Origin of the sequence: Prescottella agglutinans (assembly GCF_004011865.1) — a bacterium.
Lineage (GTDB): Bacteria > Actinomycetota > Actinomycetes > Mycobacteriales > Mycobacteriaceae > Prescottella > Prescottella agglutinans.
The window spans coordinates 641,709-664,856 of sequence record NZ_RKLP01000001.1 but is presented as its reverse complement, the minus strand read 5'-3'; the positions used below and the strand labels follow the sequence as shown (position 1 = coordinate 664,856).

Annotated in this window: 26 protein-coding genes; 12 read left to right on the top strand and 14 right to left on the bottom strand. The window is 69.8% G+C overall.

Annotated elements, in window-relative coordinates; translation table 11 throughout:
- Positions 1–2 precede the first annotated feature (2 nt).
- The 6 genes from EGT67_RS03130 to EGT67_RS03105 form a co-directional block, all read right to left on the bottom strand.
- Complete coding sequence (locus EGT67_RS03130) at positions 3–344, bottom strand: hypothetical protein (protein WP_127914542.1); 342 nt, start codon at positions 342–344, stop codon at positions 3–5.
- The gene (locus tag EGT67_RS03125) at positions 344–736 is read right to left on the bottom strand and encodes a DUF1707 SHOCT-like domain-containing protein (protein ID WP_127914541.1); all 393 of its coding nucleotides are present in this window, start codon (positions 734–736) and stop codon (positions 344–346) included. Before EGT67_RS03125 ends, EGT67_RS03130 begins: the two co-directional genes overlap by 1 nt.
- Positions 737–844: 108 nt before the next feature.
- Entirely contained in the window at positions 845–2,635 is a 1,791-nt protein-coding gene (locus EGT67_RS03120) for an acetyl/propionyl/methylcrotonyl-CoA carboxylase subunit alpha (RefSeq protein WP_127914540.1), read from the bottom strand.
- Positions 2,636–2,842: 207 nt separating this feature from the next.
- Positions 2,843–4,225, bottom strand: coding sequence for a condensation domain-containing protein (locus EGT67_RS03115; protein ID WP_127914539.1), 1,383 nt, complete (start codon positions 4,223–4,225; stop codon positions 2,843–2,845).
- A gap of 114 nt (positions 4,226–4,339) precedes the next feature.
- Positions 4,340–4,750, bottom strand: coding sequence for a SufE family protein (locus EGT67_RS03110; RefSeq protein ID WP_127914538.1), 411 nt, complete (start codon positions 4,748–4,750; stop codon positions 4,340–4,342).
- On the bottom strand, positions 4,747–5,658 hold the full coding sequence (locus tag EGT67_RS03105; protein WP_127914537.1) for a sulfurtransferase: 912 nt from the start codon (positions 5,656–5,658) through the stop codon (positions 4,747–4,749). The genes EGT67_RS03110 and EGT67_RS03105 overlap by 4 nt, the downstream gene beginning before the upstream one ends.
- Positions 5,659–5,788: 130 nt before the next feature.
- Here EGT67_RS03105 and EGT67_RS03100 point away from each other — a divergent pair, with 130 nt between their 5' ends.
- A complete protein-coding gene (locus tag EGT67_RS03100; RefSeq protein ID WP_206612267.1) occupies positions 5,789–6,187 on the top strand; it encodes a group III truncated hemoglobin in 399 nt (132 codons plus the stop codon).
- Here EGT67_RS03100 and EGT67_RS03095 read toward each other — a convergent pair.
- Genes EGT67_RS03095 through EGT67_RS03085 form a run of 3 tightly spaced genes read right to left on the bottom strand, consistent with a single transcriptional unit; the run spans position 6,184 to position 8,835 of the window.
- Positions 6,184–6,828 carry a Maf family protein gene (locus tag EGT67_RS03095; RefSeq protein ID WP_127914536.1) on the bottom strand — a complete coding sequence of 215 codons (645 nt, stop codon included), beginning with the start codon at positions 6,826–6,828 and terminating at the stop codon, positions 6,184–6,186. The genes EGT67_RS03100 and EGT67_RS03095 overlap by 4 nt on opposite strands.
- A 16-nt stretch (positions 6,829–6,844) precedes the next feature.
- A complete protein-coding gene (locus tag EGT67_RS03090) occupies positions 6,845–7,198 on the bottom strand; it encodes an acyl-CoA carboxylase subunit epsilon (RefSeq protein ID WP_127914535.1) in 354 nt (117 codons plus the stop codon).
- Positions 7,195–8,835 (bottom strand): acyl-CoA carboxylase subunit beta, encoded by a 1,641-nt coding sequence (locus EGT67_RS03085; RefSeq protein ID WP_127914534.1) that lies wholly within the window; start codon positions 8,833–8,835, stop codon positions 7,195–7,197. The genes EGT67_RS03090 and EGT67_RS03085 overlap by 4 nt, the downstream gene beginning before the upstream one ends.
- A gap of 116 nt (positions 8,836–8,951) precedes the next feature.
- Between EGT67_RS03085 and EGT67_RS03080 the strand changes: the two genes are divergently transcribed.
- Positions 8,952–9,785: a biotin--[acetyl-CoA-carboxylase] ligase gene (locus EGT67_RS03080; protein ID WP_127914533.1), complete on the top strand. Its 834-nt coding sequence runs from the start codon at positions 8,952–8,954 to the stop codon at positions 9,783–9,785.
- Positions 9,786–9,789: 4 nt separating this feature from the next.
- On the opposite strand, the gene EGT67_RS03075 is transcribed toward EGT67_RS03080, so the two are convergent.
- Positions 9,790–10,206, bottom strand: a complete 417-nt coding sequence (locus EGT67_RS03075) for a DUF7144 family membrane protein (RefSeq protein WP_127914532.1) — start codon at positions 10,204–10,206, stop codon at positions 9,790–9,792.
- Between the two features lie 218 nt (positions 10,207–10,424).
- Here EGT67_RS03075 and EGT67_RS03070 point away from each other — a divergent pair, with 218 nt between their 5' ends.
- The 4 genes from EGT67_RS03070 (at position 10,425) to EGT67_RS03055 (ending at position 13,778) form a co-directional block, all read left to right on the top strand.
- On the top strand, positions 10,425–11,021 hold the full coding sequence (locus EGT67_RS03070) for an HdeD family acid-resistance protein (RefSeq protein ID WP_127914531.1): 597 nt from the start codon (positions 10,425–10,427) through the stop codon (positions 11,019–11,021).
- A gap of 94 nt (positions 11,022–11,115) precedes the next feature.
- A complete protein-coding gene (locus EGT67_RS03065; RefSeq protein ID WP_127914530.1) occupies positions 11,116–11,721 on the top strand; it encodes a PH domain-containing protein in 606 nt (201 codons plus the stop codon).
- A gap of 38 nt (positions 11,722–11,759) precedes the next feature.
- Positions 11,760–12,440, top strand: coding sequence for a response regulator transcription factor (locus tag EGT67_RS03060; RefSeq protein ID WP_127914529.1), 681 nt, complete (start codon positions 11,760–11,762; stop codon positions 12,438–12,440).
- Between the two features lie 12 nt (positions 12,441–12,452).
- Positions 12,453–13,778 carry a sensor histidine kinase gene (locus EGT67_RS03055; protein WP_127914528.1) on the top strand — a complete coding sequence of 442 codons (1,326 nt, stop codon included), beginning with the start codon at positions 12,453–12,455 and terminating at the stop codon, positions 13,776–13,778.
- On the opposite strand, the gene EGT67_RS03050 is transcribed toward EGT67_RS03055, so the two are convergent.
- Entirely contained in the window at positions 13,775–14,329 is a 555-nt protein-coding gene (locus EGT67_RS03050; RefSeq protein WP_127914527.1) for a GtrA family protein, read from the bottom strand. The genes EGT67_RS03055 and EGT67_RS03050 overlap by 4 nt on opposite strands.
- Positions 14,330–14,460: 131 nt before the next feature.
- Between EGT67_RS03050 and EGT67_RS03045 the strand changes: the two genes are divergently transcribed.
- The 6 genes from EGT67_RS03045 (at position 14,461) to EGT67_RS03020 (ending at position 21,521) form a co-directional block, all read left to right on the top strand.
- Positions 14,461–15,735, top strand: a complete 1,275-nt coding sequence (locus tag EGT67_RS03045; protein ID WP_127914526.1) for a 5-(carboxyamino)imidazole ribonucleotide synthase — start codon at positions 14,461–14,463, stop codon at positions 15,733–15,735.
- A gap of 32 nt (positions 15,736–15,767) precedes the next feature.
- The gene (purE, locus tag EGT67_RS03040; RefSeq protein WP_127914763.1) at positions 15,768–16,241 is read left to right on the top strand and encodes a 5-(carboxyamino)imidazole ribonucleotide mutase; all 474 of its coding nucleotides are present in this window, start codon (positions 15,768–15,770) and stop codon (positions 16,239–16,241) included.
- A 41-nt stretch (positions 16,242–16,282) separates the two neighbouring features.
- Positions 16,283–17,476, top strand: a complete 1,194-nt coding sequence (locus tag EGT67_RS03035; RefSeq protein WP_127914525.1) for a sensor histidine kinase — start codon at positions 16,283–16,285, stop codon at positions 17,474–17,476.
- Between the two features lie 10 nt (positions 17,477–17,486).
- On the top strand, positions 17,487–18,155 hold the full coding sequence (locus EGT67_RS03030) for a response regulator (RefSeq protein ID WP_127914524.1): 669 nt from the start codon (positions 17,487–17,489) through the stop codon (positions 18,153–18,155).
- Between the two features lie 172 nt (positions 18,156–18,327).
- Positions 18,328–19,083 (top strand): ABC transporter ATP-binding protein, encoded by a 756-nt coding sequence (locus EGT67_RS03025; protein ID WP_127914523.1) that lies wholly within the window; start codon positions 18,328–18,330, stop codon positions 19,081–19,083.
- On the top strand, positions 19,083–21,521 hold the full coding sequence (locus tag EGT67_RS03020) for an ABC transporter permease (RefSeq protein ID WP_127914522.1): 2,439 nt from the start codon (positions 19,083–19,085) through the stop codon (positions 21,519–21,521). Before EGT67_RS03025 ends, EGT67_RS03020 begins: the two co-directional genes overlap by 1 nt.
- 68 nt (positions 21,522–21,589) lie before the next feature.
- On the opposite strand, the gene EGT67_RS03015 is transcribed toward EGT67_RS03020, so the two are convergent.
- From EGT67_RS03015 to EGT67_RS03010, 3 genes are all read right to left on the bottom strand, one after another.
- A complete protein-coding gene (locus EGT67_RS03015) occupies positions 21,590–22,300 on the bottom strand; it encodes a TIGR03089 family protein (protein ID WP_127914521.1) in 711 nt (236 codons plus the stop codon).
- Positions 22,301–22,492: 192 nt separating this feature from the next.
- Positions 22,493–22,645, bottom strand: coding sequence for a hypothetical protein (locus EGT67_RS24995; protein ID WP_164877467.1), 153 nt, complete (start codon positions 22,643–22,645; stop codon positions 22,493–22,495).
- A 161-nt stretch (positions 22,646–22,806) separates the two neighbouring features.
- Positions 22,807–23,148 carry a YciI family protein gene (locus EGT67_RS03010; RefSeq protein WP_127914520.1) on the bottom strand — a complete coding sequence of 114 codons (342 nt, stop codon included), beginning with the start codon at positions 23,146–23,148 and terminating at the stop codon, positions 22,807–22,809.

Here is a 23,148-nt window from a genome sequence, read left to right as displayed (position 1 = left end):
CCTCAGCGCCCGGTGAGAGCGAGCCCGAGAGCACCCTCGGCGAAGCGGTGGACGGAGTCGGTGGCGGTCTCGAGGGCGTCGTCGTGGCCCGGCCGCGCCCAGCCGCTCAGCACGCCGTCGGAGCCGTTCGGGGTCACACCCACCTCCGCGAGCAGTTCGCCCGTCGTGGGCTCGCAGACGGCCCACGAGTAGTGCTCGTCGGCGGCCCACTGCCGCAGGCGCTCGGACACGTATCCCGGGTCGTCGATGCCACCGTCACGCAGCGCGGGGCGATCATCGACGCGTTCGTCGGCTCGCAGCGCACGCAGGTACCAGGCCCCGGCGTTGATCTCGATCGGCTCCATCAGCAGCCGCCACGTCCTCTCCTGCCGCGGAACAGAACCGCGGCCGTTGCCGGAATGAGCATGAAGAACATCCATCGAGCTTCGACGGGGACCAGGAAGAACAGCGCCAGCGCCACGAACGGAATCACCGCCATGACGGTGTTGCGCCAGCTCGTCTCGTCCTCGGCTCCGCCCGATTCCCGTGACGGTCTCGCGGGGACGGGCGGCGTGAGCGCGGGCAGGTCCGCGAAGATCTTGTCGAGTTGGCCGCGCGTCGTGGCGGCGGTGATCTGTCCGCTGCGCTCGTCGAACTCGCTGACGGTGAGTCGACCGTCGCTGAAGTGCTGTGTCAACGCCTCGAGCGCCTTCTCACGCTCGGCGGTGCCGATCCGGATGTCGGGAGCCTCGGCCATGCCTGAAGCCTACTGAGATGGCGCCCGTGTAGCACTGTGCGCGCCTCGCGAAACCGCGAGGCGCGCACAGTGGAACGAATACCGGGAACAGCTATCGCTGTCCGGACGTCACTTCAGCTCGGCGAGAACCGTGCCCTGCGTGATGGCGGCGCCGGCCTCGACGGACAGGCCCGTGACGACACCGGCCTTGTGCGCGGTGACCGGGTTCTCCATCTTCATGGCCTCGAGGACGACGATCAGATCGCCCTCGGCGACCTCCTGGCCCTCCTCGACGGCGACCTTGACGACCGTGCCCTGCATCGGGGCGGTCACGGCGTCACCCGACGCGGCACCCGCGCCGGCACCGCCGCGCTTGCGCGCCTTCGGCTTCTTGCGGATCGCGCCGGCCGGAGCACCGCTCGTGCCGATCGAGAACGAACCGGGCAGCGAGACCTCGACGCGGCGGCCACCGACCTCGACGACGACCGACTGACGGGGCAGGTTCTCCTCGTCGTCCGCGGCCGCACCCGAACCGGCGAACGGCTCGATGGTGTTGTCCCACTCGGTCTCGATCCACTTGGTGTAGACCTCGAAGCCCTCGCCGTCGCCGACGAACGCCGGGTTCTCGACGATGTGGCGGTGGAACGGGATGACCGTGGCGAGGCCGTCGACCTCGAACTCGGCGAGCGCACGAGCGGCACGCTGCAGCGCCTGCTCGCGGTTCTCACCGGTGACGATCAGCTTGGCGAGCATCGAGTCGAACTGGCCGCCGATGACGTCGCCCTGGACGACACCCGAGTCGACGCGCACGCCGGGGCCCGTCGGCTCCTTGTAGACGGTGATGGGGCCGGGGGCGGGCATGAAGCCACGGCCGGCGTCCTCGCCGTTGATGCGGAACTCGAAGGAGTGTCCACGCGGGGTGGGGTCCTCCTTGATGGTGAGCTCTTCACCGTTGGCGATGAGGAACTGCTGGCGAACCAGGTCGATGCCGGCGGTCTCCTCGGTGACCGGGTGCTCGACCTGCAGGCGGGTGTTGACCTCGAGGAACGAGACCGTGTCGCCCTGCACCAGGTACTCGACGGTGCCCGCGCCGTAGTAGCCGGCCTCCTTGCAGATGGCCTTGGCGGAAGCGTGGATGCGAGCGCGCTGCTCGTCCGTCAGGAACGGCGCCGGGGCCTCCTCGACGAGCTTCTGGAAGCGGCGCTGCAGCGAGCAGTCGCGGGTGCCGGCGACGACGACGTTGCCGTGCTGGTCGGCGATGACCTGGGCCTCGACGTGGCGGGCCTTGTCCAGGTACTGCTCGACGAAGCACTCGCCACGACCGAAGGCCGCGATGGCCTCACGGGTGGCCGACTCGAACAGCTCGGGGATCTCCTCGATGGTCTGCGCGACCTTCATGCCGCGGCCGCCGCCACCGAACGCGGCCTTGATCGCGACCGGGACGCCGTACTGCTTGGCGAACTCGACGACCTCGTCGGCGTTCTTGACCGGATCCTTGGTGCCGGCCGCCATCGGCGCGTTGGCGCGCTCGGCGATGTGGCGGGCGGTGACCTTGTCGCCCAGGTCGCGGATGGACTGCGGCGAGGGGCCGATCCAGATCAGGCCCGCGTCGATGACGGCCTGCGCGAAGTCGGCGTTCTCGGACAGGAAGCCGTAGCCGGGGTGGATCGCGTCGGCGCCGGACTTCTTGGCGGCGTCGAGGATCTTGTCGAAGACCAGGTAGGACTCGGCCGAGGTCTGGCCGCCGAGAGCGAACGCCTCGTCCGCCAGCTTCACGAACTGTGCGTCCGCGTCCGGCTCGGCGTAGACAGCGACGCTGCCGTAGCCCGCGTCCTTCGCGGCTCGGATGACCCGCACAGCGATCTCGCCGCGGTTGGCGACGAGCACCTTCGTGATCTGCGCGCTGGCATGAGTGGGCACTGAGCCTCCTGTGTTTCGCATGGTCGTCCCCGCGGTTTGCCTGTGGGCGTCACCGGCAGGTGTCTGTATTGGCATCTCATCGGAGTGTATGCACCAATCCGATAGACGATGTAACCGGATAGCGCTTACACATTAAGGGCTCGATTCGGCGCCGCAACCCTACTGACCAGTAGAGGTGAAGTTGCCCGCCGGTGACGCGGCCGATGTTCAGGCCCCGACGGCCTGTGCGACCGGAACGATGTCGGACAGTGCCTGCCGGGCCCGCGCCAGGAAGCGCAGCACATTTTCCGTGGCGGTCGGCGTCCCGGGGAACCGCGCGGAGATGTTGACGCCGTGCGGGGTTCGGTTCACCCAGACGTAGACGTCGTGCGTGTAGTGGCGGCTGCGCAGGGCGCGAGCCTCGATCTCGGGCCACTGTTGCGCCATCGGTACGAACCGCACGTCCATGAACGAGACGACGAACCGCGGCCGGATCGGCGTCGCGAGGACCTCCTCGACCCGCGCGAACGGGACCTTCGCGGCCGACTTCGTCGACGCCAGCGCCTCGGCCGCACGGGCCGCGGCCTCCCCGAAGTCCGCCGCGCCCGCGATGTCGAACTCGATGGGGGCGAGCCCGACGAACCACCCCAGCGACGTCGCCCAGTGCGGATCGCTGCGCGTGTGGACCGGCGTCACCGTCCGGAACACCGTGTTGCCGGTGAGTTCCGCGGCGGCCTCGGCCAGGCAGGCCAGCACGCCGGCGAAGAAGTTCTGGCCGGCTCGGTGGCACACCGTGTTGAAGGTGGCGGCCTGGGCGGCGTCGAACACCCACTCCGAGACGCCGCCCTGCGCCACCCGCTCCACCGGACGCGGGCCCAGGTCGAGAGGGAAGTCGGACAGTCGGCCCTTGCTGCGGACGAAGGCCGAGCGCCAGCACTCGACCGCGGGGTGCCGGTGGTCGATCGTCGACGCGGCCGCCCGCTCCTCGGCGCCGAAGTCGATGTAGCTGCCGGCGGGGACCAGCAGCGCCGGCGGGCCCGCCATCGCCTCGGTGTACAGGCTCGTGATCTCGTGAGCCACCAGCACCACCGACAGGCCGTCGATGATCGAGTGGTCGGCGGCGAAGAAGACGGTGCACTCGGGCTCGGGATCGGAATGTTCGAGCGTGACGAACAGGTATGCGGGCCAGCGGTGCGGGGAGGTGAGCTCGTCGAACAGGTCGTGGACCCGCTCGTACACGGTGTCGGCGTCGAACTCGTACTCGTGCCGGACCTCGTCCAGCTCGATGGCGCCCGGGTCGATCGTGCGGCGGGTGATGCGGCCGTCGTGGCCGAGCGCGGCGTGGCTCCGCAACGACTCGTGGCGTTCGATCCACATTCCGATCGCGGTGCGGAACGCGTCGTGGTCGAGCTGCCCCGGCAGCCGGAACGCCGCGCCCAGCCAGGACTCCCGGCCGTCGTCGTGGGTGCCGTCGGCCGTCCGCCGCAGATGCGCCTCGTGGATGTACGACGCGGGGCGTCCGTCGTCGACCCATCCTGTGGTGGCTTCGGGTAACCACTCGGTGAGCATGCCGGGGGAGATCGCGTAGTCCGCGAGCTCGGTGAATTCCATCGTGGAGAATCCAGTCTCTTGTTCCGCCGCGGGTGGCGGCGGTGAACATCGTCACAGTGAAAGGTGATCGGGGAGGGTCGCTCCCCGATCAGTCTCGGTTGGGAGGTTGCACGCTCAGCGGAGGTGCCGCTTGATACGTGCGAGCATCGCGCTCATGCCGCGCAAGCGCAGCGGGCTGACCGCGTCGGCGAGGCCGAGTGCCGCGTAGAAGTCGTCGGGAACCGCGAGAATTGTTGCGGCGCTGTGCCCGTCGAGCCCCTGATGGAGAATCGACGCGAAGCCGCGGGTCGTCGGCGCCTCGGCGGGCGCGCTGAAATGCAGACGCACCTTGTCCAGGTCGCTGCTGTCGACGGACAGGAACAGCGGCGACTGGCACTCGGGAACCGGCTCCATCGCGCCCTGCTCGAGCTCCGGCGGCAGCGGCGCCAGTTCTCGGCTGAACTCCAGCAGCAACTGCAGCTTGTCCTGACCGTCGACGGCGGCGAAGTCGTCGACGATCTCGGCGAGGCTCTCCGGCAGGCTCACGAAGCGGCTTCCTCGGCGGCGCCCGGCACGATGCCCGGCTCGTCGCCCTTGACGATGGGGACCCGCACGACATTGCCCCACTCGGTCCACGAGCCGTCGTAGTTGCGGACGCTGGGGTATCCGAGCAGATGCGTCAGCACGAACCACGTGTGGCTCGAACGTTCGCCGATCCGGCAGTACGCGACCACGTCGTCGTCGCGCGAGAAGTCCGCATAGATCTCCTCGAGCTCGGGGCGGGTACGGAAGCGTCCGTCCGCTGCCGCCGCCCGCGCCCACGGGATCGACACCGCGGTCGGGATGTGGCCGCCGCGCAGCGCGCCCTCCTCCGGGTAGTCGGGCATGTGGGTGCGCTCGCCCGTGTACTCCTGCGGGGACCGCACGTCGACCAGCGGACCGTTGCCGAGATGTGCGAGCACGTCGTCCCGGAACGCGCGGATCGTGCTGTCGTCGCGCGCCACCACCGGGTACTGCGTCGGCGCGGGAGTCGGCACGTCCAGCGTGGTGTCCCGGTTCTCCGACAGCCACGCGTCCCGGCCACCGTCGAGCAGGCGGACGTCCTGGTGGCCGAACAGCGTAAACACCCAGAGGGCGTACGCCGCCCACCAGTTGCTCTTGTCGCCGTAGATGACGACGGTGTCGTCGCGTTCGATGCCCTTGCGGCTCATCAGGTCGGCGAACGCGGCGCCGTCGATGTAGTCGCGCGTGACCGGGTCGTTGAGGTCCAGATGCCAGTCGATCTTCACCGCGCCGGGGATGTGGCCGATGTCGTAGAGCAGCACGTCCTCGTCCGACTCCACCACCTTCACACCGGGGGCGCCCAGGTTGACCGACAGCCACTCGGTCGAGACGAGTCGCTCCGGATGGGTATACGCAGCGAACGCGGGATTGGGATCGGGTGCGACGGGCACGGGTGGGCTCCTGAGGCAAGTGTGGGTGGAGGGTTGTCCACTGACGATTCTATGTGGTGATCGATCCGGCGGAGCGAGCGAGATCACCGCCCGCTACCGATGGGTAGTTCAACCGGTACCGTCGTGCACTGTGACGTGCCCAACCGACCGCCGCAGCGATCTCTCCGGCCGCGGCGACATCGACCGGATGGTCCGGGTGTTCTACCAGCGGGCACTTGCCGACCCGGTGCTGGCGCCCGCGTTCGAGACCCTGGCGGTCGTCGGGCTCGAGGAGCATCTGCCCGTCGTCGGGGACTTCTGGGAGCAGATCCTGTTCCGGACCGCGCGCTACCAGGGCGAGTTCGTGATGGTCCACCAGGCGCTCGACCGGCAGCACGGGCTGGCGGGGGAGAAGCTCACGCGCTGGCTGCACGTGTGGTGCGAGACGGTCGACGAGAATTTCACCGGACCGGACGCCGAACGCGCCAAGACGAAGGCGACCGCGATGGCGCGGGCCCTGGAGCGATCCTGGGGCGGGACGGGGAACTAGCGCACGAGCGCGTTCGCGGCCCACAACTGGGCCACCGAGACACCGACCTCGCCGAGCAGGCGCCGCACCAGCGGCAGCCCGATACCGATGACACTGGACGGGTCGCCCTCGAGTCGTTCGACGAACCAGCCGCCGAGACCGTCGAGGGTGAAGGCGCCGGCGACCTTCAACGGTTCGCCGGTGGCGAGGTACGCCTCGAGATCCTCGTCCGACGGGGACGCGAAGTGGACGACGGTGCCGCTGTGATCGGCCGCGTCCGCGACGATCGCGCCGTCGGCGATCCGCAGGACGCTGTGTCCGGTGAGCAGCGTCGCGCTGCGGCCGGCCATGGACTTCCAGCGGCGGCGGGCGACGTCGACGGTGTGCGGCTTGCCCTGCAGTTCACCGTCGATGAGCAGCATCGAGTCGCAGCCGATCACGACGGCGTCGGTGATGCCCTCGGCGATCAGAGCGGGAATCACGTCGCGGGCCTTGGCCTCGGCGAGCGTGGTGACGACCGACTCGGGGGCCGCGGACGGGCCCAGTCGGTCGATGACGGCGTCCTCGTCGACGCCGGAGACACGGACGGTGGGTTCGACCCCGGCGCCCCGCAGCACGGACAGCCGTGCCGGGGACGCCGAGGCGAGAACCAGGTGGGTCACCAGACGAACCGTTCGATCAGAACGGGCGCGGAGCGACCGGGTTGCCGAACGAATACGGGGAGAACGGCGCGTGCCCGCGGTGCATGCGGGTGGGCGCGCCCCACGTCTCGGGCGGCAGGCCGTCGCCGGCCGGCTCGCCCGCGGCGGCGGCCGCGCACAGAACCGTGACGACGGCTGCGATCTCGGCGTCCGTCGGGTTGCCCTTCACGACCTTGATCAGCGGCGACTGCGATCCCGCGGCGAGATCGGACTCCAGCCCTGCGACTGCTTCAGCCAACGCGGCTCCTTCGAGCGTCGAGCCGTCGACCGCTGCGGATGCGTCCAGCAGCTCCGCGTCGGTGAGCACGTCTTCCCGGGTTGTGGCTGTCATAGGGGGATGTTCCCATGCTTCTTGGGCGGAAGCGAAACCATCTTGCGCTCGAGCAGACGCAGAGCGGAGACGATCTGTCCGCGGGTGTGCGACGGGGGGATGACGGCGTCGATGTAACCGCGCTCGGCCGCAACGTACGGGTTCACCAGGGTGTCCTCGTACTCCTGCTGCAGCTTCAGGCGCAGCGCGTCGACGTCCTCACCGTTCTTGGCGGCCTCGAGCAGCTGCTTGCGGTAGACGAAGCCGACGGCGCCGGACGCGCCCATGACCGCGATCTGAGCGGTCGGCCACGCCAGGTTCACGTCCGCGCCCATGTGCTTGGAGCCCATGACGTCGTACGCGCCGCCGTACGCCTTGCGGGTGATGACGGTGATCTTGCCGACCGTGGCCTCACCGTACGCGTACAGCAGCTTCGCGCCGCGGCGGATGATGCCGTTGTACTCCTGCTCGGTGCCCGGGAGGAAGCCCGGGACGTCGACCAGCGTGATGATCGGGACGTTGAACGCGTCGCAGGTGCGGACGAAGCGCGCGGCCTTCTCGGACGCGTCGATGTCGAGGCAGCCCGCGAACTGCGTGGGCTGGTTCGCGACGATGCCGACGCTGCGGCCGTCGACGCGACCGTAGCCGACGATGACGTTCATGGCGCGGCCGGCCTGCACCTCGAGGAACTCGTCGTCGTCGAGGATGCGACGGATGACCTCGTGCATGTCGTACGGCTGGTTCGCCGAGTCCGGGATCAGCGTGTCGAGTTCGCGGTCCTCGTCGGTCAGCGAGTCCTCGATCGAGCCGACGATCGGATCGGACGGGGCCAGACGCGGAGCCGCGGCCTGGTTGTTGCTCGGCAGGTACGACAGCAGGTCCTTGACATAGTCGAGAGCGTCCTGCTCGCCGGAAGCGACATAGTGCGCGACACCGGACTTCGCCATGTGAGTCCGGGCGCCGCCCAGATCCTCCATGGTGACGTCCTCACCCGTGACGGTCTTGATGACGTCCGGGCCGGTGACGAACATCTGGCTGGCCTCGTCGACCATGACCACGAAGTCGGTCAGCGCGGGGGAGTAGACGTGTCCGCCGGCGGCCGGGCCCATGATCAGGGAGATCTGCGGGATGACACCCGAGGCCTGGACGTTGCGGTGGAAGATCTCGCCGTACAGGCCGAGCGAGACGACGCCCTCCTGGATACGCGCGCCGGCACCCTCGTTGATGCCGATCAGCGGGCGGCCGGTCTTGAGCGCCAGGTCCATGACCTTGACGATCTTCTCGCCGTAGATCTCGCCGAGCGAGCCGCCGAACACGGTGGCGTCCTGGCTGAAGACGCAGACGTCGCGGCCGTCGATGGTGCCGTAACCGGTGACGACGCCGTCACCGACGGGACGGTTGTCGGCGAGGCCGAAGTTGGTGCTGCGGTGCCGGGCCAGGGCGTCGAGCTCGACGAACGAGCCCTCGTCCAGGAGCGCGTGGATGCGCTCGCGCGCCGTCAGCTTGCCCTTGGCGTGGACCTTCTCGACGGCGGCTTCGCCCATGGGCTGCATTGCCTGCGCCTGGCGGCTGCGCAGGTCAGCGAGCTTTCCCGCCGTCGTGTGGATATCCGGGGTGTTCGCCGCCTCCGCCGCGGCTGGCTCCTGCACACTGGTCATGGGAAGTGAGCTTAACCAGGTCTCCGGGGCCTGCGTCGAGCGAGGTCGGGTTGCGTTGAATTATTCAACCTAAGCTACTGACGAGTCACTTTCCAAGCGCATCCTAGGCTGGACGGATGTGGACCGATCTGAACCGCCCCCCGTTCGATGTCGACGCGCTCCGGCGTGCGCTGGTTCGTGACGGGGGCGGTGACCCGGACGCGTTCTGGTCGCGGCTCGACGTGGTCGCGGAGACCGGGTCCACCAATGCCGACCTGCTGGCCCGTCCGCAGGGCCCGGACTACGCGCGCAGCGTCCTGATCGCCGAATACCAGACCGGTGGCCGCGGCCGGCACGCGCGGCCGTGGGTGAGCGCCCCGCGCGCCCTGGTCACCGTGTCCGCGGTCCTCGACATGCCCGGCATGGACCTGACGGACATCGGCTGGCTGCCGCTGCTGTCGGGCATCGCGGTGGTCGACGCGTTGCGCAAGGTGGCCGAGGTCGACGCGGAACTGAAGTGGCCCAACGACGTTCTGATCGAGGGGCGGAAGGTCGCCGGAATCCTCGCCGAGGTCGCATCGACGGCACCGGTCCCGACGATCGTCGTGGGGATCGGGCTCAACGTGAGTCTGACCGAGGACGAGCTGCCGGTGCCGACCGCGACGTCGCTCGCCCTCGAGGACGCGGTCGTCACCGACCGCACCGTCCTGGTGCGCGCGATCCTCCGTGAACTGGCCCGGCGGTGGCGCGAGTGGGAGAGCGCCGGCTGGAAGGTCGACGACCTCGCGGCCGTGTACCGGGAGCGGTGCGGCACCCTCGGTCGCCTGGTACGCGCCGAGCTCCCGGGGAACCGGGAGCTCGTGGGTGTGGCGACCGACGTCGACGCCGAGGGACGCATCGTGATCAAGGCAGAGGGTGAGTCACCGGTCGCGGTGTCGGCCGGTGACATCACCCATCTGCGTGCCGTGTGAGGGCTCAGGCCTTCTCGGTGTTCCACGTGGAAACCGCCCAGATCACCACGATGTCGAGCGCGATGATCAGGATCGACCACATCGGGTACCAGGGAATCCACAGGAAGTTCGCGATGATCGACAGGGCCGCGAGGATGATCGCGCACACGCGTGCCCACGTCGCACCCGTCAGCAGTGCCAGACCGATCAGCACGACGACGATGCCGAGGATCAGGTGGATCCAGCCCCACGTCGTCAGGTCGAACTGATACACGTACTCGGGGCCGACGACGAAGACGTCGTCCTTGGACAGCGCGGAAATGCCCTGGAAGATCTCCAGGATTCCGACGGTCATGAGAATGATCGCGGCGGCGATCGACGCACCCGCCGCGAAACCCTGTTTTGCGCCACCGCCCGAAGCGTGCGTCGTCGGTGTGGTCATTGCAGTTCCCCTTTCGATCGGTCGCGAAAACCTCGCTGGAGGAGCCAATCCGTCGGCTGCATCTTCCGATGTATTCGGCCGTGAAACCTCACCCCTGACGGGTGAAAATGCATTCGGCGTCGCGGCCCGGAAATGCTTTGTTCGCAACCGCTCGCGGAGCGTCTTTTGCTGCTACTTTGACGCTGATCCACGAAATCTCGTGCGACGGAGGAGTAGCGATGAATGCTCAACACGGAGTGTCCGAAGGTGGCAGCGGGTCATGGCTGGCCGCCGAATCTCGTGAGCTGGAGACGGCCGGCCGTGTCCTGACCGGGCTGACGGTCGTGTTCGGACTGCTCACCCTCGGCCTCGGAATTGCAGTCCTCGTCTGGCCCGATGCGACGCTGTTCGTCGTCGCGGTGCTCATCGCGATCCAGGTGTTCGCGTTCGGCATCATCCAGATCATCCGGTCCTTCGCGGAGGTCGGAGCGCCGACGGCGGCGCGCACCTTGACCGGGCTGTCGGGCGCGCTCGCGATCCTGCTCGGGTTCCTCGTCCTCCGTAGCCCGCTCCAGACGTTGGTGATCATCACCCTCGTCATCGGCGCGTGGTGGGTGTTCCGCGGTGTGCTCGACATCGTCGCGGGCGCGTCGGAGGTCCCCGGCAACCGCGCGTTCGGCATCGTCCTCGGCATCATCAGCGTCGTCGCGGGCGCGATCGTCCTGCTGCAGCCGGAACTGTCGCTCGGCGTCTTCGTCATCGTCGTCGGCGTCTGGATGATCCTCTACGGACTCATCGTCGTCGCCTCGGCGTTCCTGGCGCGCCGCGTCAGCTGACGGACCCTCCGGGTCGGGAATCGGCCTGCTCGAACGCGGATATCCAGGTCTCGCCTGACAGGTCGGCCCCGTGCCGACCTGTCACACTCTTTCCATGGGATACCCACAGGACGCCCTGGCGGCGGACGAGGAACTGGTGCTGCACCGGCATCCGCACTGGAAGATGCTGATCATTCCGTCGGCGATCTTCATCCTCGCCACCGCGATCGCGGGGTTCCTCGTGGGGCTCGCCCAGTCCGAGTTGACCGGCGGCGCCGTTCCGGTGGTGTCGCTCGTGATCGCCGCGGCGTGGTTCGCCGTCGTGGTCTGGAAGGTCCTGGTGCCGGTGCTGCGATGGAAGTCGACGCACTTCATCGTCACCGACCGGCGAGTGATGATCCGGCACGGGGTGATGACCCACACCGGCATCGATATCCCGATGAACCGGATCAGCAATGTGCAGTTCCGGCACGGGCTGGTCGACCGGATGCTGCGCACCGGAACGCTCATGATCGTCGCGTCGTCGGACGATCCCCTCGAGTTCGACGACATCCCCGAGGTCCAGAAGGTGCACTCGCTGCTGTACCACCAGGTCTTCGATTCCACGAACACGCATCGCGACCCCTACCAGGACCACTACCACGACGACCGCTTCCCGCGGCCGGACGAGGGGCCGGGCAGCGCCGGTGAGGATCGTCGGAATCACCGGAAAGGCTGGTAATAGATCCGCGCGGGCGGAACCGACCGTAGGCTGTCGTCGTGACCGCCGTACTGCTTGCCGAAGATGACGAGGCCATCGCTGCTCCGCTGTCGCGTGCACTCGGCCGCGAAGGCTACACCGTCACGATCGAACAGACCGGGCCCACCGCGCTCGAGCGTGCGCTGACCGGCGAATTCGAACTGCTCATCCTCGACCTCGGCCTGCCCGGGATGGACGGGCTCGAGGTGTGTCGTCAGTTACGCGCGCACAGCCTGGATCTGGCCGTGCTGATGCTCACCGCGCGCACCGACGAGGTGGACTTCGTCGTCGGGCTGGACGCGGGCGCCGACGACTACGTCGGCAAGCCGTTCCGGCTGGCCGAACTGATGGCGCGGGTGCGGGCGCTGCTGCGGCGCAGCGGCGGCGGGGAGGACGTCGTCGTCGAGGTGGCCGGCATCCGGCTCGAGCCCGCGGCCCGGCGGGTCCTCGTCAACGGGTCCGAGGTGGCGCTGGCCAACAAGGAGTACGAGTTGCTGCGGGTGCTGCTCGAGCACGCCGGCCAGGTCGTCTCGCGGGACACGATCCTGCGCGAGGTCTGGGGCGACGTGGAGCTGCGCGGCTCGAAGACCCTCGACATGCACATGTCCTGGCTGCGGCGCAAGATCGGGGACGAGGGCGCGGGTGCGGATCGCCGGATCGCAACCGTGCGCGGCGTCGGATTCCGAATCAACACCGACTAGGTTCCATCCACCGTGCGTCGCAGAATTCTGCAGTCGATCCTTGCGGTCGTCATCTTCACCGGTTTGCTCCTCGGTGTCCCGTTGATCTACACCGCCTGGCTGTGGGTGGAGGACTTCACCCGCAGCGACCTCCAGGGCCGACTCGACCGGATGGCCGCGGAGATCATCGTGCAGGAGGGCAGCGCCGGCGTCGTCGAGGACGGGCTGGACACCACGTCGCTGCGCCTGGTCGTCCCGGAGGGCGGGAAGCTCGTCGTCGTCTACCCGACGCCCGAGGAGGGCGCCGCGCGCCTGGACATCGGTGCGGAGTCGGTGCCGTCACCGCTCGTCGAGTCGCTGTCGATGGGGACCTCGGGCTCGTTGCGGCTCGAGGTGCCGTCGGATCGGATGCGGACCCTGCAGCGGCAGGCGGTCGGCGCGGTGACCCTGCTGGTTCTCGCGTCGATGGGTGCGGGTGCCGGCGTCGCCGTGGTCACCGCGAAACGCCTGGCCGATCCGCTCAAGGACGTCGCCGAGCGGGCCGCACGGCTGGCCGAGGGCGACTTCCGCCCCGATTCCCGCCGCCACGACATCCCCGAACTGGATCGCGTGTCCGACGTGCTGGACTCGGCGACCGTCGAGATCTCCGGGCGCCTGCAACGCGAACACGCGCTCGTCGCCGACGTGTCGCACCAGCTGCGCAGTCGCCTCACCGCGGTGCGGCTGCGACTCGACGAGCTGTCGGGACACCCGGACCCCGACGTGGTGCACGAGGCGGAGGAGGCCATGGCACAGGTCGACCGGCTCACCGTCGCCGTCGACGACCTGGTGCGATCGTCGCGTGACAGCGGTGCCGCCAACCGGGAGCCGGTGTCGGTGGTGGGGGAGCTCGCGAGCGTCGTCGCGGATTGGCAGGGCCCGTACAAGGACGCCGGCCGGGTCCTGCGGTTGCGGGGCGAGCCGAGGCTGACGTCGAAGGCGACGGGATCGCGGCTGCGTGAGGCGGTGTCGGTGCTGATCGACAACTCGCTGCAGCACGGCGCCGGCACGTGCACGGTGTCGGTGCGTCTGGTGTCGGGTCCGGCGGGTCGGGGGTCCGCCGGCGGATCACGCGTGTGCGTGGAGGTCTCCGACGAGGGGGAGGGTGTGAGCGACGAACTGGCGCCACACATCTTCGACCGGGGATTCTCGGGGGCTGGGTCGACCGGAGTCGGGCTGGCGCTGGCTCGGGCACTGGTGGAGGCCGACGGGGGCCGTCTCGAGCTGCAGCGGCGCCGTCCGGCGCTGTTCGCGGTGTTCCTGGCGCCCGCACGGGACGACGTGCCGACCCGGGTGACCGGCATCCACGAGCCGCGTTAGCCGAGCGGCGTCCCCGGTTCCTCGCCGGTGAGCTCGGCCGCGGCTTCGGGTTGCTCGATCACCTCGTGGCCGGTCTCCTCCGGGAACACCCACCGCCGGAACGACCAGAACCGGAAGATCATCTGCAGCAGGTTGCCGATGATGTAGTTCAGGACGAAGTCGACGACCACGAGCGCCGTGAGGCTCACGGACGCGCGGATGTCGAAGATGTTGTTCGCGATGAACAGCGGGGCCGCCGCGATACCGACACCGATGCCGCTGATCGTGAAGAAGAGCAGCGCCTCGTGATGCCGCTCGCGGCCACCGCGGTGCTTGAACGACCACTCCCGGTTGAGGACGTAGCTCAGGATCGTCGCCACCACACCCGAGAGGATCTTGGCGACAACGGGCTTCTGCTCGAGGATCGTCAGGCTCAGGGAGTAGAAGATGGCCAGGTCGACCACCATCGTGGTTCCGCCGACGATTGCGAACTTGATCAATTCGTGGTGGCGGAGGACGACGGCCCGGAGGGGCTGAGGAACTCGGCTCAACGCCGCGTCGACGAAAGACACAACGAGGTATTGTACGAACCCGCGATCTCGATCTCCGCGCTGGATTGCTACTTCTCGGCTTCTACACAGGTCGAGACGCCGGATGACCTCGGCAGAACCGCTCGCGAGTGAACGTGACACCATGGTGTGTCGTGACCGGCAAATCTGATTCCGAATCTCGCCCCACCCCTCCGCGTGATCTCCCGAGCGGGATGCCCGTGGTGACGATGATCGGCGGCGGTCAGCTCGCGCGCATGACGCATCAGGCCGCGGTCGAGCTGGGCCAGACGCTGCGTGTCCTCGCGGGCAGTATCGACGAGCCCGCCGCACAGGTCAGCCCCGACGTCGTGCTCGGCAGCCACACCGACCTCGCCGCTCTGCGCAAGGCCGCCCTGGGGTCGAACGCGCTGACGTTCGACCACGAACACGTCCCCACCGAGCACCTCGACGTCCTCGTCTCCGAGGGTGTCAACGTGCAGCCGCCGCCGCAGGCCCTCGTGTACGCGCAGGACAAGCTGGCGATGCGCCGCAAGCTCAGCGAGATGGGCGCACCGGTTCCGGCCTTCGCCGAGGTCACGTGGGCCGAGGACGTCGTCCGGTTCGGTACCGAACACGGCTGGCCCGTCGTCCTCAAGGCCGTGCGCGGCGGCTACGACGGCCGCGGCGTGTGGATCACCGACGACTGCGACGAGGCCGAGGCCATCGTCACCGAGCAGCTCGACAAGGGCGTCACGCTGATGGTCGAGCAGGCGATCGACTTCACCCGGGAACTCTCCGCGATGGTCGCGCGCTCGCCGTTCGGGCAGGGCGCGTCGTGGCCGGTCGTCGAGACGGTGCAGCGCAGTGGACAGTGCGCGGTCGTGCTCGCGCCGGCCCCGCAGCTGTCCGCCGAGCTCGCGGCCCAGGCCGAGCAGCTCGCGCTGCGCGTGGCGTCCGAACTCGGTGTCGTGGGCGCGATGGCCGTCGAGCTGTTCGAGACCACCGACGGCACGCTCGTCGTCAACGAACTCGCGATGCGCCCGCACAACTCCGGTCACTGGACGCAGGACGGCGCCCGCACGTCGCAGTTCGAGCAGCACCTGCGGGCCGTGCTGGACTACCCGCTCGGCGACCCGTCGCCCGTCGCCCCGGTCACGGTGATGGCGAACATCCTCGGCGCGCCCGAGGCCCCGACGATGAGCATGGACGAGCGGCTGCACCACCTGTTCGCGCGCATGCCCGACGTCAAGGTGCACCTGTACGGCAAGGGCGAGCGCAAGGACCGCAAGATCGGGCACGTCAACGTCATCGGCGGCGCGGACGGTTCACCGGACGACGCGGCGTACGTGGCGGTCGTGCGCGAGCGCGCGGAGCGGGCGGCGCACTGGATGTCGCACGCCGTATGGACTGACGGTTGGAACGAGCACACGGGAGCGGACGCGAAGTGACTGAATCGAACGGGCCCCTCGTCGGGCTGATCATGGGCAGCGACTCGGACTGGCCGACGATGGAGGCCGCCGCCGAGGCGCTCGCCGAGTTCGGCGTCCGGTTCGAGGTGGGCGTCGTGTCGGCGCACCGCACCCCGCAGCGCATGCTCGACTACGCGCGCGACGCGGCCGGACGCGGGATCAAGGTCATCATCGCGGGCGCCGGCGGCGCCGCTCACCTGCCGGGCATGGTGGCGTCGGCGACGCCGCTGCCGGTGATCGGTGTGCCGGTTCCGCTGAAGTACCTCGACGGCATGGACTCGCTGCTGTCGATCGTGCAGATGCCGGCCGGGGTCCCGGTCGCGACGGTGTCGATCGGCGGCGCCCGCAACGCGGGTCTGCTCGCGGCGCGCATCCTGGGCGCGTCGGATCCGGCACTGCTGCAGCGGATGGCGGACTTCCAGGCCGGGCTCGAGCAGATGGTGCTCGAGAAGGACCAGGCGCTGCGCACCAAGCTGCTCGGCTGAGCAGGCGTCGTCGGGACCGGATCGCGCTCTAGGCTGACGGCATGGCTCGATTTCCGGCCCGATCTCGACTGGGCGAGCGTCTCTATCGCTGGAGCGCCGCCCACGCGGTCGGTATCGACCGCGCCGAGGCGGCGCTCCTGACGCTGGTCTGTCTCCCCACCTCGCTGGAGTACGGCTGGCCCTCGGTCGTCGTTTCCCTCGGCATGACGGTGCCGCTGGCCTGGCGGCGCTCGCGCACCGTCGTGTCCGGGTTCGTGGTCGCGGCGTTCGCCGTCCTGCACCTGTTCGTCGTCGACGACATGCTGATGCCGAGCGTGATCGGGGTGCCGGTCGCGCTGTACGCGTTCGCTGCGTACGCGCCCCGGTGGAGCAGTTACACGGCGCTGGTCATCGCCATCCTCGGTGCGACGGCGGCAGGGTTCAGGTACTTCGCGAACCCGGACGCCGGGTGGGAGTCCGAGGTGGTCTCCGCGGTCTTCCTCAGCGTGTTCGTGCTCGCGGTGTGGGCGTTCGGCGACCTGCGTCGGGTGCGCATCCAGGAACTGGAGGGACTGGCCGAGCGGGCCCGGCTGCTCGAGCTCGAGCGCGCGCAGGAGGCGGAGTTGGCAGCGGTCAACGAGCGCACCCGCATCGCCCGCGAGATGCACGACATCGTCGCGCACTCGCTCACCGTCGTCATCGCCCAGGCCGACGGCGGCCGCTACGGCGCGGCGCAGGACCCGCAGGCCGCGATCACCGCGCTCGAGACCATCGCGTCGACCGGGCGTCAGGCGCTGACGGACATGCGCGCGCTGCTGTCGGTGCTGCGCGAGGACCGGCCGCGGGAGTTCGCCGCGATGCCCGGCGCCGACGACATCGAGAGCCTGGTCGCCGAGTTGCGGCGCGGCGGCCTGGACATCGGCCTCACGGTGACCGGCGAGCGGCGGGAGCTGTCGACGGGCGCGGGGCTGACCGCGTACCGCATCGTGCAGGAGTCGCTGACCAACGTCCTCAAGCACGCCGGTCCCGGGGCGCAGGCGCGGGTCGCGGTGAACTGGGGTGCGGACGACGTCGAACTCGTCGTCGCCGACGACGGACGGGGTGGTGCGGCGGCGCTGATCGAGTCGTCGCCGGGCGGCCAGGGCGTGATCGGCATGACCGAGCGGGCCAAGCTGCACGGCGGGAAGCTCACCGCAGGACCGGTGACGGGCGGCGGCTACCGGGTGCGAGGCAGGCTCCCGTACGTCGCACCCTAGGCTGGACGGCATGATTCGCGTGGCCCTCGTCGACGACCAGCAACTGGTGCGGGCCGGGTTCCGCATGGTGATCGACTCCCAGCCCGACCTCACGGTGGTGCTCGAGGCGTCGGACGGTGCCCGCGGCGTCGACGAGTTGTCGCGCACGCCCGCCGACGTCGTGCTCATGGACGTCCAGATGCCGAACATGGACGGCATCGAGGCCACCCGCCGACTGACCGCCGGTGAGGACTCGCCGAAGGTGGTGGTGCTCACCACGTTCGAGAACGACGAGTACGTGATGTCCGCGATCAGCGCCGGCGCGAGCGGCTTCCTGCTCAAGGACGTCCCGCCCGAGCAACTGCTGGACGCCATCCGCACCGTGCACCGCGGGGACGCGGTCATCGAGGCGCGCTCGACCCGCAAGCTGCTGCAGCACGTCGGGCCGATGCTGGGTACGTCGGTGCAACCGTCGTTGCCCGAGGACCTCACGCCGCGCGAGGTCGAGGTGCTCGAGGCGATGGCCCACGGACTGTCGAACGCCGAGATCGCCGAGGAGTTCGTGGTCTCCGAGGCAACGGTGAAAACCCATGTGGGACGGGTGCTCTCGAAGACGGGCTCACGGGACCGTGTGCAGGCGGTGCTGTACGCGTTCCAGGTCGGTCTGGTCCGGCCGCAGGACCTGCTCGGCTCCGACTGACTTCGGCCTCACCGCCCATTCCTTCGCGGTAGAGGCGTAAACCTGCGCTGATCGGCGAGGGAATGGGCACCCGGGCTGATGCCGGGTCCTACCCGGGTATGACGCCGGCGTTCGCGAAGATCGCCCCGCGCTCCGATGTGGAAGGGCCCTGACCAGCAATACCGTCGACGGCATGAGAACTGAGGACCAGAAGGTGCGGGCGCGGGCCCTGACCAAGACGTACGGTGCCGGCGAGACCGCCGTCCATGCCCTCCGCGGCGTGGACGTGGATTTCGGGGCCGGGAAGTTCACCGCGATCATGGGGCCGTCCGGTTCGGGCAAGTCGACGCTCATGCACTGCCTCGCCGGACTCGACGTCGCGACCTCGGGCACGGTGCACGTGGGCGGCACCGAGATCACGGCGTTGGCAGATCGGGAGCTGACCGAACTGCGCCGGGAGCGAATCGGATTCGTGTTCCAGGCGTTCAACCTGCTGCCGGTGCTCTCGGCGGAGGAGAACATGCTGCTGCCGATGCGACTGGCCGGACGGGTCCCCGAGCGCGGTTGGCGGGACGAGGTGGTGCGTCGCCTGGGTCTGACCGACCGGCTGAGACACCGCCCGCACGAGTTGTCCGGCGGCCAGCAGCAGCGGGTTGCCGTCGCGCGGGCGTTGCTGCCGCAGCCCGACGTCGTCTTCGCCGACGAGCCCACCGGAAACCTGGACTCGCGCACGGGCGCCGAGGTTCTGGACCTGTTGCGCACGAGCGTCCGGGAGACCGGGCAGACGGTCGTCATGGTGACGCACGATCCGGTCGCCGCGTCGTACGCGGACCGGGTGGTGTTGATCGCCGACGGCAGCATCGCCGGCGAGATCGACCGCCCCACCACCGATTCGGTGATCGAGACGATGCGTTCCCTCGGTGCCGACGACCTCAGCAGGACCCACTGATGCGGGGGCTGGCGTGGGCGCAGATGCGGGCCCACGCGGGACGGTATCTCGCGTCGGTGCTCGCGGGCGTGATCTCGGTCGCGTTCGTCGTGGCGACGCTGACGTTGAACTCGACGCTCGACAAGGGCGTCACGGGTTCGCTCGCGGGGCAGTACGCGTCGACGGACGTCGTCGTCACCGGCGCCGTCGACCCGGCGACGGTTGCGGCGATCCCGGGTGTGCGGGCGGTCGCCGAGGACAGCTCGGCCAGTGTGAAGGTGCGGCGCGACGGGGAGGGCTCGTCGTACGGGTCGGCCCTGTCGCTGTCACCGGATCCCGGGCTGCGCTGGCAGAAGCTGCAGGACGGCCGATTCCCGGAGGCGCTCGGGGAGGTCGCGGTCGGGTCCGGGTCGGGCATCCCGGTGGGGACCGACCTGACGGTGACGGTGCTGGGCGGCGACACTCCGACGACGGAGACCGCGAAGGTGGTCGGCGTCGTCGATCTGGCGGGCACGGCGCAGAGCCTGAACGGTACGACGGTCTTCGCGACGCCCGCGCAGCTGGGGGAGTGGGAGTCGGGTTCGCCGGTGCGGGAGGTCCGCGTCGCCGGTGACGGCACGCTGTCGCAGGAACAGCTGGCCCAGCGGGTGCAATCGATGCTGCCGGCGGATGTCACGGTGGAAACCGGTGTCCGGCAGGCGGAGCTGGAGTCGCAGCGGTTCCTCGGCGACTCCGACGTCCTCGCGAGCGTGCTGCTCGCGTTCGGTGCGATCGCGGTCGTCGTCGCGGGCCTCGTCATCGCCAACACGTTCGCGGTCCTGCTCGCCGCCCGCACCCAGGAACTGGCGCTGCTGCGCTGCGTGGGCGCGACCGCCGCACAGGTCCGCCGCAGCGTGCGGGCCGAGGCGGCCGGTGTCGGCGCGGTGGCGTCGCTGCTGGGTGTCGGCCTCGGTGTCGCCGTCGCCTGGCTGGTGGCACAGATCGCGACGGCGGCCGACGTGCCGATCCCGTTGCAGGACCTGAGCGTGACGCCGCTGACGGTGCTGGTCGGTCTCGTGGTGGGCATCGCGATGACCATGGTGGCGGCGTCGGCCCCCGGCCGGGCCGCGACCCGGGTGTCGCCGCTGGCCGCGCTGCAGCCGCTGGAATCCGCGCCGGAAGCGGTGGTGGTGTCGCGGACCCGGCGGATCGGCGGAACCCTCGCGCTCGTCGTGGGCGTCGGCGTCCTGGGGATGGGTGTCGCCGGCGCGCAGGTGATGATCGCGTGCCTCGGCGGGCTGCTCACGTTCGTGGCGATCGTGATGCTCGGACAGCGGATCATCCCGGCCGTGGTCTCCAGGGTCGGTGCTCTGGTGGCGCGTCTGGGCGGCCCGGTGGGCGAGTTGGCGGCGGGCAATGCCGGGCGCAACCCGCGCCGCACCGCGGCGACCGCGACGGCGCTGCTGATCGGTGTCACGCTCACCAGCACCCTCGTCGTCGGGATCGCGGTGACCAAGGCCAGCGCGCCCGGCGCCGTCGACGACCAGTTCCCGGTGGACGTGAGCATCAGCACCACGGAGGCCGCGGGACTGCCGACCGGCCTCGCCGACCGGGTGCGCGGCCTCGACGGTGTCGCGGCGGTCGCTCCGCTCGGCGCCGCCGACCTCGCCCTGCCCGACGGGCGCACCATCACGGTCACCGGTGTGGACGTCGCGGCCGTCCGCGCGACGCTGCGCACGGAGATCGACCTGCCGGGTCCGCGGCAACTGCTGCTGGGGCCGGACGAGCGCCGCGAGTTCGGCCTCGCGGACGGCGACACGGTGTCGCTCAGCGGCAACGCCGGCCGCGCCGAACTGACGGTCGGCAGCGCCGAGTTCGGCACCCCCGTGCTGGCCGACGCGCAGATCCTCGCGGCGCTGTCGTCGCAGGTGACGCAGGACCAGGTGTGGATCCGGCTCGACGACGGACTCGCCGACAACCAGTCGGTGCAGGACGAGATCGCCTCGCTCGCGGAGCAGTCGGCGCCGGGCAGCGACGTCGGCGGGTCGCTCGTGATGCGCGCGACGCTGGACACGATCCTCGACACGCTGCTGCTGATCGTCGCCGGCCTGCTGTCGGTGGCGGTGGTGATCGCGCTGATCGGTGTCGGCAACACGATGGCGCTGTCGGTGCTCGAACGCCGCCGGGAATCCGGGCTGCTGCGGGCGTTGGGGCTGACCCGGTCGGGGCTGCGGTCGCTGCTGCTGTGGGAGGCGCTGCTGATCGCGGGTGTCGCGTCGGCGCTCGGCGTGGTCCTGGGCCTGGCGTTCGGCATCACCGGATCGGCGTCGGTGTTCGGATTCGACGATGTCGTGCTGAGCACGTTGCCGTGGGCGACGCTCGCGGCGATCGTGGTGGGCGGCGGTGCGGCCGGCATGATCGCGGCGCTGCTCCCGGCGCGGCGGGCGGCCGGGACCGCTCCGGTGGCCGCGCTGGCGTGAGAGCGTGAGGAAGACACGAGAGGCCCGGGTTCGGCAGGCGATGCCGACCCGGGCCTCTCGGACGGCGGCTAGACGTCGAGTCGAGCGGTGACCTTCTCGGAGTCGATGCGGCGCGCGAGGGCGGCGGCGTCCGGGTTGGACACCTGCACCAGCGAGGCGCCGACCGCGAGCACCGAGACGAGTCCGGCGATCAGTTCGTCCACGGTGGCCCACGGGCGCGTCGAGAGCACCCGGTCCGACGCGGTCAGGTTCCGCTCGGCGGCGACGGTGCGGGCCGACGCGAGCACGTCGTCGACGCCGCGCCCGTCGAGCGCGGCGGAACCGGCCTCGGCGCCGCGGAACTGGTCGCCGTGCACGCGCACGGCCGTCGCGTAGTCGGTCACCCCGACCGGCAGGTCGGGGACGGGGCGGCCGAACGCATCGAGCGAGAGGACCGCGACCTCGGGGACGTCGGCGACGTCGTCGAGGCGGTCGACGGTGACGAGCGCGGCCTCCGCGTCGGGGTCGGCGTCGAGTGTCACCTCGAGGCCCGCCCACCAGGCGCCGAGGAGGACGGCCGCGGTCTGCCAGTGTGCGGGCAGCAGCACCGACACCCGCGCGCCGGGCATCAGCGCGAACTCGTCGCACAGGAGGTTCGCGGTCTTCGCGGCCCAGTTCGCGAGGGTCACCGCAGACAACTCGATGCGCTCACCGGTGGCGTCGTCGTAGTAGGTGATTCGCGGGCCGGCCGGGTCGGTTCCGAGGATCGGATCGAGCAGCGCGGTGGTCAGGTTGGGCACGGGGGTGTTCCGTTCTTGTCACGAGATGCGATCGTCGAGTCGCCGTGCGGATCGACAGCACTCGCCAATGTACTGCGACGGATTCGGGCCAGGTCGGCTGGTTCCCCGCGCGCAGGCAGGACACCGCGATCGGTGTCCCGCCTGCGTGGACCGCGGCCTCACGAGGCCGCGGGTACCGGAGTCGGTCGGACGTCAGGATCCGAAGTTGAACCCGCCGTTGGCGCCACCGTTGGCACCGCCGCCGGCCTGAGCGCTGGAGCCGATCGAACCGCCGTCCGAGCCGAGTCCGAAATCGGCGCCGAACATCGCGGACAGCAGTGCCGAGAAGAGAGCGGAGAAGGACATGATGTGCTCCTGTGTGTCACTCGATCCAGATCGACACCGGTTGGTGCCAAGAGTGATTGGATCGTGCGCCGGGCCGCCGAGGTGAGTGATCGGCGCCGGATTAGGGGGCGATTAGGGGATGGTTAGGGGCTCCCTATCCGGCGACGGCCGAGACCGCCCCGTCAGCTGGCGGGGTCGTAATGGAACGCGCGCACCTCCTGCGCGCACCGGCAGGCAACCGCGAGCTTCGCGGCCCATTCCAGTGCCGCCTCGTGGGAGGGCAACTCCAGCACGGTGTAGCCACCTTCGAGCTGCTTCGTCTGCGGGTACGTGCCCTCGGTCACCGTGCCGTCTCCGTCGACGAGGACGGGCGGCACGCTCTCGTCGATCCCACCGCCGAACACCCAGACGCCGGCGTCCTTCGCCTCCTGCACCACGGCGTGCGCCGCATCCGACGCCGCCTGCAGATCCTCGTCGGACAGGTCCATGGCGCCACTCGGGAACGAGATCAGGTACTTCGTCAT